General features: G+C 33.0%; 10 protein-coding genes. 9 read left to right on the forward strand and 1 reads right to left on the reverse strand.

Annotation, left to right across the window (positions count from 1 at the left end; translation table 11 throughout):
* The first annotated feature begins 30 nt into the window (after positions 1-30).
* Genes OH806_RS03945 through OH806_RS03965 form a run of 5 tightly spaced genes read left to right on the forward strand, consistent with a single transcriptional unit; the run spans position 31 to position 4,427 of the window.
* Complete coding sequence (locus OH806_RS03945; protein WP_264742371.1) at positions 31-603, forward strand: acyltransferase; 573 nt, start codon at positions 31-33, stop codon at positions 601-603.
* A 14-nt stretch (positions 604-617) separates the two neighbouring features.
* A complete protein-coding gene (locus tag OH806_RS03950; protein WP_264742372.1) occupies positions 618-1,751 on the forward strand; it encodes a glycosyltransferase in 1,134 nt (377 codons plus the stop codon).
* Positions 1,706-2,695: a glycosyltransferase family 2 protein gene (locus OH806_RS03955; RefSeq protein ID WP_264742373.1), complete on the forward strand. Its 990-nt coding sequence runs from the start codon at positions 1,706-1,708 to the stop codon at positions 2,693-2,695. Before OH806_RS03950 ends, OH806_RS03955 begins: the two co-directional genes overlap by 46 nt.
* 14 nt (positions 2,696-2,709) lie before the next feature.
* Positions 2,710-3,858 carry a glycosyltransferase gene (locus OH806_RS03960; protein WP_406567587.1) on the forward strand — a complete coding sequence of 383 codons (1,149 nt, stop codon included), beginning with the start codon at positions 2,710-2,712 and terminating at the stop codon, positions 3,856-3,858.
* Positions 3,859-3,872: 14 nt separating this feature from the next.
* Positions 3,873-4,427 (forward strand): serine O-acetyltransferase, encoded by a 555-nt coding sequence (locus OH806_RS03965; protein WP_264742374.1) that lies wholly within the window; start codon positions 3,873-3,875, stop codon positions 4,425-4,427.
* A 68-nt stretch (positions 4,428-4,495) separates the two neighbouring features.
* Here the strand turns inward: OH806_RS03965 and OH806_RS03970 are convergent, their stop codons facing one another.
* The gene (locus OH806_RS03970; RefSeq protein ID WP_264742375.1) at positions 4,496-4,822 is read right to left on the reverse strand and encodes a winged helix-turn-helix transcriptional regulator; all 327 of its coding nucleotides are present in this window, start codon (positions 4,820-4,822) and stop codon (positions 4,496-4,498) included.
* Positions 4,823-5,063: 241 nt separating this feature from the next.
* On the opposite strand from OH806_RS03970, the gene OH806_RS03975 reads away from it, so the two are divergent.
* The 4 genes from OH806_RS03975 (at position 5,064) to OH806_RS03990 (ending at position 13,083) form a co-directional block, all read left to right on the forward strand.
* Positions 5,064-10,016 carry a T9SS type A sorting domain-containing protein gene (locus OH806_RS03975; protein ID WP_264742376.1) on the forward strand — a complete coding sequence of 1,651 codons (4,953 nt, stop codon included), beginning with the start codon at positions 5,064-5,066 and terminating at the stop codon, positions 10,014-10,016.
* A 338-nt stretch (positions 10,017-10,354) separates the two neighbouring features.
* Positions 10,355-11,023, forward strand: a complete 669-nt coding sequence (locus OH806_RS03980; protein ID WP_264742377.1) for a carbonic anhydrase — start codon at positions 10,355-10,357, stop codon at positions 11,021-11,023.
* 22 nt (positions 11,024-11,045) lie between these two features.
* Entirely contained in the window at positions 11,046-11,345 is a 300-nt protein-coding gene (locus OH806_RS03985) for a hypothetical protein (protein WP_264742378.1), read from the forward strand.
* A 145-nt stretch (positions 11,346-11,490) separates the two neighbouring features.
* A complete protein-coding gene (locus OH806_RS03990) occupies positions 11,491-13,083 on the forward strand; it encodes a SulP family inorganic anion transporter (RefSeq protein ID WP_264742379.1) in 1,593 nt (530 codons plus the stop codon).
* Positions 13,084-13,140 lie beyond the last annotated feature (57 nt).

The following is a 13,140-nucleotide window of genomic DNA, read 5'->3' on the forward strand; positions in this document are numbered from 1 at the left end:
CTTTGCAAAAGTAAAAAACAATTTACAATAATGATGATTTTTATATTTAGAATTATATTAAAGATATATTCTACTTATCATACTTTTTTGAATAAAGCAAGCTTAGAGGTTGCAAAATATCAGGGAATGAAAGTAGGTAAGAACTTCTTTATGCCCGACAAAATTTATTTTGGCACCGAACCTTATCTTATCGAAATAGGAGATGATGTGAATATTGCAGCAGGAGTAAGATTCGTAAATCATGGTGGTACGGCTTCCCTTCTTAAAAAACTCCCTGGATACGAAGACGCAAGAATTGTTGGAAGAATAAAGATTGGGAACAACTGTATGATTGGTATAAACTCAGTCATTATGCAGGATGTTCAAATTGGAAATAATTGTATCTTAGGTGCTAATTCTGTACTATCACAATCTATGCCCGATGGTACTGTTTTTGTTGGAAATCCTGCACAATTCCTTTGTACCATTGAAGACTATGGAGATATCGTATTGAAAAACTCTCCTAAATACCCTAGGGAATTAGAAGCGGACAAAAAGAAGCTAGACAAATATTTGAAAGAAAACCTTCCTTATAAATTCAAAAAAGCAAGAAGGATTAAATAATACAAAATACACAAATGGCTCAAAAAAAAATTCTATTTATATATTACCAGAATCTTAAACCTGGTGGTGTAGCAAAAGTTCTTACAAACCTAACTTCTGAGCTAGCAAAACAGGGATATAATATCGAAATACTTTTTTTGATGGCTCCACATCAGGATTTTTATTCTATAGATCCCACCATAAAAAAACATTACATCGATTCTTTTTCAAATAAATATTCAAAATTTGCCACTCATCTCAAGAAGAAATACATCTCTATTCCGAAAGTTTATAATATCCATGCGTATTTCTATGATTTAGGCTCATATCAGGTTCTTAAAGAATGGATTAAAGAAAATCATCATAATTACGACACTATTGTTTCATGCTGGTACAAACTTTCTGTAATGCTTTCGCTTGACAAAGTAATTAGTAAAAAAACGATTGCTTGGGAACATTCTTCTTTCAGAGTCGGAGGTATTGTTTATGACAAATTATTAAGAAAAAAATATAAAAATCTGAAGCACATTGTCTGCATCAATAAGCCATCTGTAAAGTATTATGAACACTTTAATACCACGTTCTTTATTCCCAATATTATCGATAATATTTATGAAGACGTTAAATTTATTGAAAGTAATGAAAAAGAAAACATCATAAGTTTCGTTGGAAGATTAGATAAAACTAAAAATGCAATTGACGTTGTAAAAATATTTAATGATACTAAAACATCTTCTGACTGGAAATTACAGATCATCGGAGATGGGCCAGAAAAGAATAACATTGCAGCTTACATTAAAGAAAACAAACTAGACGAAAGCGTTTTTTTACTTGGTATAAAAAGTCCTGAAGAAATTTCTGAACTACTGAAAAAATCAAAAATTTTCGCATTTACATCTTTGAGTGAAGCATTTGGGTTGGTACTATTAGAAGCAATGTTTTGTAGCAATGCCCTTATTGCCTACGATTGTGAATTTGGACCATCCGATATCATAAATGAAAACAATGGTTTTCTAATACCTGTTCACGACAAGCCATCTTTTGTCTCAAAACTACAATTGCTTACACAAAACGAAGAACATCTCAATGCACTTATGAAGTCATCTTATGAGGAATCACACAAATGGAAGAAAGAAAAAATAATACAGCAATGGAAAGAAATACTTTAATATCCGTTATTATTCCTGTTTACAATGCTGCAAACACTTTGCATAAATGTGTTGATTCTGTTTTGGCACAAACATATCCGGAATTTGAATTACTTCTAATTAATGATGGTTCACCAGATAATTCTTTAGAAATAATGAATTTTTATGCTGAAAAAGACACAAGAGTAAAAGTCATTGATAAAGCAAAAAACAGCGGAGTAAGCGATACAAGAAACATTGGTATTTCTCACGCTAAAGGACAGGCAATCTGCTTTATAGATTCCGATGACTGGGTAGAAAAAAACTATCTTCAAGTTTTTATTGATAATTACCAATCTTCTGATACATTGCTGATTCAAAATCTTATTCGAGGCAAGCCTAGAGAATTATACTACAAAACTTATCAGTTAAAAAATGACTTTTCAGAATTATTCATTAAAAATAATCTGCTGTATTATGGTGCTCCTTATGTAAAGTTTTATGATAGGGAAATTATTATAAAAAACAGTATTACCTTCAATAAAGATATCAGCTATGGTGAAGATCTGATGTTTTTCCTTGAATATATAAAACAAATTAAAGCCATAAAAATCATTGACGCTGCACTCTACCATTATGAATATACAGAAAACTCTTTAAGTAGAGTACAGCATTCATTCAACACACTGTTCACATTACACTCTGCTATAAAGAATTTTATTGCCTTCAAAAAACCCAACGAAAAAGCAATAAAAAAATACCTTTATCAGGTTGACTGGGATATTGTTGAGGCAAGTATAGATCAGGGAATTATCGGAAAGAAATTAAACAAAGAAGAAACATACAAATCTCTGCATACGTTAACATTAACATTAGACAACAACCATTATTTATACTCCAGTTATTATCGAAAAGTTTTATTTTTGCTTCTTAAAGCCAGACAATTTCATTTATTACTAAAACTTAAAAGAAGTTTAACTAAATAACACACACTATCGTTTTGAAGAAAAAAATATTGATTAGAATTGGTTCCCTACGTCATGGCGGCGCAGAAAAGGCCTTGATTAATTTTTTAAAAAACATCCCATCTGATAAATATGAAATCGACTTACTAATCAATTTATATTCAGGGCAATATATCAAAGAGGTTCCCTCATGGGTTAATTTACATTATTTGCTTAAAGGCGAAATGATTACCACAAACAGGCCTCATGAAATTCCGGTGAAAGCCTTTCGTGTACTTTACCAGAAAATGTTTTCAAAATTCCCGGGCCTTTTGTACAAATATATCCTGAAAAATAAAAAATATGATATAGAAATAGGTGCTATTCATGGGATGTATAATGATATTCTGACAAGCCCGATAAAGGATTCAAAAAAAATAATTTGGATACAAAACGATATTTTTAGTTTAAAAGAATACACCCCCAAAGTTATTAGAGAATTTTTTAAGTTTGATAAAATATTAGTCATTTCCAATAAGTTGGAAGAAGAAATGCTAAAGTTTGCTAAAAATGAAAACGAAAAGCAATCAATCATCAAAATTTTCAATCCAATTGATAAAAATGACACTTTAGAAAAAGCCAATACTCCTATTAATGATATGCCTTTCACTGATAGTAAGCATCCCACTTTTGTGTCTGTAGGAACGGTATATCCACAAAAAGGTTATGACAGGCTTTTACACGTTCACAAAAGATTATTAGATGAAGGATTTCAGCATAACCTTTTAATCATCGGAGATGGGTATGACCTTGAAAATATTCAAAATTTACTGAATAGCTTAAACCTTCAGAAAACAGCAAAAATGTTGGGCTATAAAAGCAATCCTTATCCTTATCTGGACAAAGCTGATTTTTACGTAATGTCTTCCAGACATGAAGGATACCCTACAATCATTGCTGAAGCACTTATTTTAAAGAAGCCTATTTCTGCAACTGATATTTCAGGCATTAAAGACCTTTTACAGAATGGTAAATTAGGAATTATCACTCCAAATTCCGAAGATGGCATTTACGAAGGGATGAAAAAATTCCTTACTGACAAAACCCTTTCAGACCATTATAAAAACGAAATAGAAAATACGGAATTGCCTTTTGTTTTAGAAAAGTCTGTTCAGTATCTTCAACAAATAATTGATGAAGTATAAACATCTCTGCAATCATGCCTAACTACTCTATCATACAAAAAGATTTTTACAGAGAAAGCGGAAAATGGCTTTCAACATTTGAAATTTGGAAAAAATGCCTAAATCCGAATCTGCATTTTATTTATATATTCAGGAAAGCTCAAAAATATAGAAAAACATCTGTTTTAAATGTTTTCTGGAAATTTGTTTTAAGACATTATCAAATAAAATACGGTTATCAAATTTATCCCGAAACAGAAATAGGAGAAGGCTTTTACTTAGGACATTGGGGAAGTTTAGTTATTAATCCTAAAGCTAAAATTGGCAAGAATTGCAATATTGCGCAAGGGGTAACTATTGGTCAGCAAAATCGTGGAAAAAATCAAGGATTTCCCATCATTGAAGATGAAGTATGGATAGGAACAAACGCTGTAATTGTTGGCGGAATCTCCATTGGAACCAATTCATTAATTGCCCCTAATTCTTATGTAAATTTTGATGTTCCTGCCAATTCCATCGTTGTCGGAAACCCTGCCAAAGTTTACCCAAGCAACAATGCAACAGATGGTTACATCAATAATAAGATTTAACACCTTATATGTTATAAAAAAGGATTTTGAGAAGAATTTTTAGATACAACTACTTTAATTCAAATATGCTAAAAATTTTTATTCATCATAACTCCTTCCAATTGCTCAAAAACAGGAACAAGTGATTTGCCCTTTTCCGTGAGATGATATTCGATGTGTAAAGGCTTTTTATTAATTACTACCCTTTCCAATATCTCTAATTCTTCCAATTCTTTTAATGCTACTGCTAATGATTGCTTATTAGAACCCTCTATTTGACGTAGTAGATGATTAAAGCGTAAAGAAGATTTAATAGACAGTCGAAATATTTCAGGTTTTAATTTTCCTGAAAGAAACTTTAAAAGTTTTTGTACAGGGCAAATTACCGAATCATCATTTATGTTATTACTAGTCATATTTTTTTGACTTATTTGTTTGTGTTAAAAAAAAAAATAAATTTGGTCTAAAGAATTAATATCTCGTCTATTCTTCCACACAAATCTAATTAAAAATATATTAATAAAAACAACCGAATTATTCATCATAAAAACACTCTAAAAACCTAATCACATTTAACATATAAAAGTAATTTTTTAATGCATTCTAGTACTTTATTTTAAAAACATTTAATAAAAAAACACTTTAATTTTAACGCGTATGAAAAAAAAATCGATTTTGAAGATTTTTACTGCAATGCTCTGTGTTGCATCTGTTCATGCTACCTCTAGGACACTCATTGTCCATGATTATGGAGGAAAAGCATTGAAAACCAGTACGGATTTTTTTTTACCCCCGTACACCTATGATCTCGACCCAAGTTTTGTTGTTCAGCAAAACGTCAACGAAAAAGGTTTGGTAATTCTAAAAGGAAACTTTTTCAAGCCAAATACTTCCGGAGATGTAAAGGTAACCGTAAAATACAAAAATGCCCAAAACAATTGGGTTTCTGTATGGTGCAAAACCTTTGCAGGAAATTATGAATACAATGAAGATCTTACTGCCAATTTTGAGCTTCCTGAATCTGCTTTAAACTCCTATTCTATCAAAGTAGAATTAAGTTCTGACTCAGACATTACAAACTGGTCGTCAATCACATGGGATAAGACAGTAAAACATTACAAAAAAGCAGATTACACCTATGCAAACTGTGATTTGGATGAAAACCAGTATACTATTCTATTCACCCCTAAAAAAGACGGAACAGTTTTATATAACTCAAACGGAACAGTTTCTGGGGTAAAAGATAGGGTAACATCTCAGCATTTGTCAAAAAAACTTGATGATATTGTTTTATCTTTTCAGGGTAATGCGACTTTAGATAATTCTAATGCTAATTCACCGATTATTAACATCACAAACCCTAATAATCTTACTACAATAGCCAGTTCCCAGAAATATATTTACCAAGGTAGTGATACAAGCCCGTTCGAGTTCTCTTATCATGATCCAGTTTATATGTTTGCCGGAAAGTTTTCAAATGAAAGTTTCTTTATCAATTTCAGCAATTGGTTTTTACCTCCTGAAGAAGGAGGAGAGCCTTGGGGTAGAGGTTATTTAGATTTTACAAACCCTAATGCTCTTCTTAATAGATATTATAATCTATATAATTATATTAATGAAAAATTGGGTGATGTTTTTGCAAGTCAACAACCAGTTGTAATTGTTATAAGTAAGATTACTGGGCTAAGGGTTTATAAAGGCAATGGACAATATGTTTCTCTTACTGCTACAAGTAATTACAATTCAACCAATGATTTCGGATACCCTCCTTTATATGACAAACATAGAGGTCCAGGATCTGAAAATTTTTCATTAAGTAATACATCTCAAGCTTCATTATATGGGGTTGGTGCTATTAGAAATACAAAAGTAATCAATAGCTGGAACGGCCCTTCAAGACCTTTAATGGATATTGAAAATGAAATCAATAAATTTATAAAATATGTAGGGCTTTTCGGTAATCCAATCACTGAAGAGTGCCCAATCACTTGTTTTACAGTAAATACAGGTGCTGAATCAGATTATGTTGACTGGACAAAAGCACCAAACAGTTATATATTTACAGGAAAAGACAAAAATGGAAATGATGTTGACGGTCTGTATATCCCTGTAAAAAAAGCTTATGAAATGTGGGATAAAGGAGGTGAATTCATGAAAGATGAAAATCAGAATTATACACCTATTCCATCAGGAGTTGCTAGTGCAGGATTATACTGGGAAGATGAAGTAGGTTTAATAAAATCTGTTTCATTAGAGGGTACGGGAGAAAATGCTAAAATCAAGGTACTAGTTAACAAACTTAAAGAAGGAAATGCTGTGGTGTCCTATAAAGTAGACAATCAAATTTATTGGACATGGCATGTTTGGGCAACAGACGATCCAACAGACGGAAGCACTTATCACCAAGGTTTTGAAAAAGACAAAAACGGAAATCTTGTTACAGACTGGAAATGGATGGATAGAAACTTAGGTGCAACCAATGCAAAACTTACAGGTCATGACTGGGATAAAACTAAAGGTCTTCAATACCAATGGGGTAGAAAAGATCCTTTCCCTGTATTTAAAATAGAAGGTGAGGCTGGAAAGTTTAGCCCCGGTATTGCTCAACAGAATCCTATTCCTGTTAAATTCAGAGGAAACATTCAGCCTTTAGATGCCAATGGAAATAACAACAATACAGGTTTTGACTCTCCAAATGGAAATATCAGATATTCCATTAAAAACCCTATCAATTATATTATTCCACCGGTCTATATCTATAAAATAGGAGAAACCGTTAATAACAACGGAGAAAACTATGCTATTCAAGGCCCTGCAACAACCGACTGGGACAAAAAAGAATATACTACATGGTTCTCTAAAAGTAAGTTTAAAAACTTTGATGCTAATAACTATTATAACAATGTTGCCTGGGATTTATGGGGAGACACTAGAGGTGGAAAATGGAGTCATATTAACACTAGTGATGCCACCGTTTCAGAAGAAAGTAAACGTTACAGTATGAAATCTCCTTATGATCCTTGTCCTTGCGGATGGAGAGTTCCATCTTTCTATTCTAGTGTAGGTCCTGAAAATCAAGCTAGTCCTTGGGGCAAAGCTGGGAAAAATGCGATGTCAAACATTACGCCAGACTCTCAAAATACAGATTATCCAGGAATTAAAGTTCTCCCAAGTTACGGTTTTGATTTTAGTGGAGTTACTGACAGAAATTTAGGCGTAATTCCTATTAATGGTAATTATGAATACTATCCTCAACCAATGACTTTAAAAAATGGCACAGGAGTCAACAGAGACAGTAACAAGCTATTCTTAGGAATGGGTACAAGCACAAAAGGGCCAGAAGCTCTGCTTCAGGATCAAATCACAGATGGAGCATTACACAGTTCTACATTCTTCACACATGGTGCACCAACAGAAGTTGGAGCAAGAGGTTTAGTTTATGTTTCCGATGCGGGAAATGTTCCTAATCACTCGACACTAGGATGGCATTTCTTAGCCCACAATCGTATAGCAGATCCAAATACATACGAATCGAGAGGAGTACGTTGTATCAAAGATCCAAACAACGCTTATATGCCTAGCATTTTTGAAACAGAATATGTTTCTACAGGTGCTTCCCAATACACAATAGAGCAATTAAAATCTTGGACTAAAGAACCCAACAGCTATATTGAATATACTAATTCAACGTTAGACACACCAAGCGCAGCAGATAAAGACAGAATCATTGACATTCCTTTGAGAAAAGCTTATGCAATGCAAAAACTTTATTTATCTGAAACAAATGATTTTCCAACAGGTGATAAAAAATCAGCATCTGTAGTTTGGACAACAGAGCAAAGCTTAATTTCTTCTGTTGAGATTATTAATGGAGATTCTTCAATTGAAAACGCAATATTAAGAGTTACACTTAATGAGAATAAAACGGGTAATGCTGTGGTGGCATTCCATTTAGGAAGCAACGGAACCTGGTCAAATGGGAACCACAATGACCCTGTAATCTGGAGTTGGCATATTTGGGTGCCAAAAACCGTTATTCAAGAGCACCCTACATTTACAACAGAAACGATAGCCAACAACGGAATTAAAAATGACCCAACAGGACAGTTTGTAAATCCAGTTAAAAGTTATTATGGTGTTCCATTGAAGACAATTTTAATGGATAGAGATTTAGGAGCACAGGCACCTTTTCTGAACCAGCATTTTGTAGGAGCAGGTTTAACAGATTTCATATATAATCCTACTTACCCTAATTCTGAAAACAGTTTAAGAGCACAAGCTATCAGAAGCAGTGGCGGACTACATTATCAATGGGGAAGAAAAGATCCTATTCCTGTATTCTATTATCCTGGTGGATTTTATGAGCACTCTTCGGGAGGAACAACGCGTGATAATTTTAGAAAATATTCTGTTTTTAGACAAACTGGTATAAGCGGAACAAGTATCACCTATGGAACCGTAAATGAAGCAACTTACATTTCAAGTTATTCAAAAGATTACTCTACATATTCCAGCGGGATTACAGCAAACGACAGCAAATATGATAAAATCAAAAAAGTTTTAAAATATTCTGTTTCGAATCCGTTAACATTCATGTACCAACCTGCTTCTTCAACTGCAAAAGACTGGGTTTCTAACGAAAATGGACTTGCAGAAAACAGATGGGGACATGCTACAGAAAAATCACCTTACGATCCGTGCCCTGAAGGATGGAGAATTCCGGATACTATGATGAATATGATTGATGGAGTAAACCTATACGATGGTTATCATTCTTATACAAAAGGAAATTCACCATGGTTTTATAACGCAAATTTCATTCAAAACAATCAATCTGTTTATGGTATAGATCCTTCAAACTACAATATTTTTGTAAGCAATGAAACTTATGACATCAATAAAATGAATTATCTGGGAGGATATGTAAGAGCAACAGGCTCAGGAAGAACACAAACCAGATACGGATTCATTCTTAATCAACCAGAATATAATATTGGAAACTTCCCCAATAATGGTATTAGAGGATATATTGGAGGAAATACACTTACAGCTTCTCAGACTGCTGTTGCTCCTGGTACCGATGATAATTTTATTCGCTCTGGAATCTGGACTGCCGCAGCAGCAAATGAGCAGGCCATTGGAATGTATTTCAATGCAGAAATTACACAAAGTTCTCCTACACAGAATAATAAATTATATTATTTGACACCGACTAATCTTTTCCGCCCTCAAGCTGCAATGTCTTGTAGGTGTGCAAAAATTGAATATGATGCTAATGGAAAAGAAATCGGAAGATATGAACCGTTCGCAATTCCAGTTCCACAAAATGCAACTGCAAAAGCCACAAATGTTCTGGCAAAAACAGTTATTGAAGAAAAAGTAGCTCAGAACAAACTTGAGTTCTTCCCAAACCCGGTTAAGAGTACACTTTATATCAAAGGAAATGATAAAGCAAAAGAATACTATTATCAGATTTATAATATGTCTGGACAATTAGTAAAATCTGGGAAGTTTGAAAACGAGCAAACAGATTTATCTTCTTTATCTACCGGAGCATATTTGGTAAGAATAAATAATTCTGAAACCATTGTGAAGATTATTAAAGAATAATAATTGATATTTTTAATCTTTAGCGACCTCTCTTATAGGGAGGTCGTTTTTATTTTTAATATTTAAGAGTATTTTAATGTAAAAAATACTTTTTAATCACTTATAGTTTGTAATTTTACACTGGAATTTGGTAGCTTAAATATTAGTTTAAAATGGAGTAACAGTTATTTTAAATAAGGCTTGTATATGATTTTAAACAAATGTCAATATTAAACTTTGTTAAAAATAACTTCTATTTCTATAAAATTTATATTTTTGCATGATTATTGATTCAGTCTATTGAATTTGAAAATAATTTAAACGAAATAAATAATTATAAACCTTTTAAATTTTAAATTATGCCAAAATCGTATGAAGTTATTTTCGAAAACAACAAAAAGTGGGTAGAATCCAAATTGGAGCAAGACCCTAAATTCTTTGAAGAACTAGCAAAAACGCAGAACCCTGATTATTTATACATCGGATGTTCAGACAGTAGAGCTACAGCAGAAGAATTGATGGGAGCAAAGCCGGGAGAAGTTTTCGTTCACAGAAACATTGCTAATGTAGTTAATACTTTAGACATGAGTTCAACAGCAGTTATTCAATATGCTGTAGAACATTTAAGAGTAAAACACATTATTGTTTGTGGACATTACAACTGCGGCGGTGTAAAATCAGCGATGACAGCTCAGGATTTAGGATTATTGAATCCTTGGTTGAGAACCATTCGTGATGTTTACAGATTGCACCAAGCTGAATTAGATTCTATCGAAGATGAGGGTAAACGTTATGACAGACTTGTAGAACTAAATGTTCAGGAGCAATGCATTAACGTAGTGAAAATGGCTTGTGTTCAGGAAAGATACATCTTAGAAGAGTATCCTATGGTTCATGGCTGGGTTTTTGACCTTAGAACAGGTAAAATAATTGATTTGGAAATCGATTTCGAGAAAATCTTGAAAGACATTCAAAAAATCTATAATCTTACAAGTTCAGATTGGGTAATGAGCAGAAAAACCAAATAGTTTTTCTTAAAAAGAATGTAAAATGAAATTCTGGAGTATTATCACATTATTGTTTTTTCTAAACTTTACAGCACTGCCGAGTATTGCTGCTGTTTTGGATTGGGAATTGCTAGCAACAAATGTTATAGTAAATGAAGAAGAACAGCATTCCAGCCCAACATCTTTTATTGTTTATGAAAAGACACTTCCAAAAACTTTAGACGTTTTCGATTATCTGAAGTTTTTTGAACCCGATTTAAAGGGTAGGTCTTTTGTATTGATGGATGATTCTTTCCATCTATCCCCCCTACTTACTATATTTTCTCCGCCTCCGGAAGCTTAATTTTTAAGTGTCATCATTTTTTATTGTATTCATTTATTTGAATATCAATAAACTGTGCTTTAAAAATTAAAATTCCAATCTTTTATAATTGATTTATTTAAGACAAATAGATCGGCTATAATCATATACATTTTTCAAATATATTATGAAAAAAACATCACTAATAGGAGGGATCAAGGAGAACTTCCCTTCAGGACTCGTCGTATTTTTAGTTGCACTTCCTTTATGTTTAGGAATTGCATTAGCATCAGGAGCTCCACCGTTATCGGGAGTTATTTCCGGAATTGTTGGCGGAATAGTTGTAGGATTACTTAGTAATTCAAACATTTCAGTTTCAGGACCTGCGGCAGGTCTTACCGCAATTGTCTTAACAGCAATTACCGATTTAGGAGCATTTGAGCTTTTCCTTTGCGCGGGTATGATTGCAGGAATCATACAGCTTATTTTAGGATTTATAAGAGCCGGAAGTATATCAAATTACTTCCCTAATAACGTTATCGAAGGAATGCTTGCTGCAATTGGTATCATTATTATTTTAAAACAAATTCCGCATGCATTAGGGTTTGATAAAGACTATGAAGGTCACGAATCAATTTTTGATAACGGAATCAACTTCAATTATTTTACAGACTTATTCGGAGCCATTCATCCCGGAGCGATTATTGTAACATTAGTTTCTATAGGAATTCTACTGGCTTGGGATAAAATCCCTACTTTACGAAAAATGAAGATGCTTCCAGGAGCTTTAGTTGCCGTAGTTGCCGGTATTTTATTAAATGAAGTATTTAAACTTACAGGAAGTTCATTAGTAATCTCACCTGAACATTTAGTGACTTTACCTGTTCCACAATCTTTCGATGATTTTAAAAATTTGGTAGTAATGCCTGATTTTACAGGATTTATGAACCTAAAAGTATGGATTGTAGGAGCAACCATTGCTATTGTAGCTTCTATTGAAACATTACTTTGTATTGAAGCGTCAGATAGACTAGATAATCAAAGAAGAATTACAGACACTAACCTTGAATTGAAAGCTCAAGGAATAGGAAACTTAGTAAGTGCATTCATTGGAGGACTTCCCATGACTTCCGTTGTTGTAAGAAGTTCAGCCAATGCAAACGCAGGAGCTACATCAAAAGTCTCAGCGATAATTCACGGAGTTTTACTATTAATCTGTGTGATTTCAATCCCAATGATTTTAAATTTAATTCCGCTTGCTACACTTGCAGCCGTACTTATTTTGGTAGGTTATAAACTGGCAAAACCAGCTACATTTAAGCATTTCTGGCATTTAGGAAAGTTCCAGTTTATTCCTTTTCTTGCGACTGTAGTTGCAGTTGTAGCAACAGACCTTCTAAAAGGAGTTGGAATTGGCTTGGCAATCTCTGTTTTCTATATCCTTCAGGGAAATATGAAAAGAGCATATTATTTAAGCAGAGAAAACTTAAACGACGCTGATGAAATTAATATCAAATTGGCTGAAGAAGTTTCATTCCTAAATAAAGCAGCAATTAAAAAGACTTTAAAGAACATCAAACCCAACTCTAAAGTCGTGATTGATGCATTAGGTACATCATATATTGCTACTGATGTATTAGAAATGATCCAGGATTTTGCAAACATTAGAGCAAAAGAAGATGATATTGACGTGCAACTTTTGGGCTTTAAAACTTCCTATAAAGATTACGAGGAAGACCAGGACTCTCACGTTCTTATCACCCATAGAAGAGCCATGTAATTATTAAAAAATATATAGTTAGATAGATTGGAAATTAAATTTTTAAAAGTACAACCC

The organism is Chryseobacterium oryctis (genome assembly GCF_025971925.1).
Lineage (GTDB): Bacteria > Bacteroidota > Bacteroidia > Flavobacteriales > Weeksellaceae > Chryseobacterium > Chryseobacterium oryctis.

Coding starts and splice junctions, on each gene's coding strand:
- OH806_RS03970 (WP_264742375.1), bottom strand. CDS start 4,822: ATGACTAGTAATAACATAAATGATGATTCGGTAATTTGCCCTGTACAA.
- OH806_RS03985 (WP_264742378.1), top strand. CDS start 11,046: ATGAAATTCTGGAGTATTATCACATTATTGTTTTTTCTAAACTTTACA.
- OH806_RS03965 (WP_264742374.1), top strand. CDS start 3,873: ATGCCTAACTACTCTATCATACAAAAAGATTTTTACAGAGAAAGCGGA.
- OH806_RS03990 (WP_264742379.1), top strand. CDS start 11,491: ATGAAAAAAACATCACTAATAGGAGGGATCAAGGAGAACTTCCCTTCA.
- OH806_RS03980 (WP_264742377.1), top strand. CDS start 10,355: ATGCCAAAATCGTATGAAGTTATTTTCGAAAACAACAAAAAGTGGGTA.
- OH806_RS03950 (WP_264742372.1), top strand. CDS start 618: ATGGCTCAAAAAAAAATTCTATTTATATATTACCAGAATCTTAAACCT.
- OH806_RS03975 (WP_264742376.1), top strand. CDS start 5,064: ATGAAAAAAAAATCGATTTTGAAGATTTTTACTGCAATGCTCTGTGTT.
- OH806_RS03955 (WP_264742373.1), top strand. CDS start 1,706: ATGGAAGAAAGAAAAAATAATACAGCAATGGAAAGAAATACTTTAATA.
- OH806_RS03945 (WP_264742371.1), top strand. CDS start 31: ATGATGATTTTTATATTTAGAATTATATTAAAGATATATTCTACTTAT.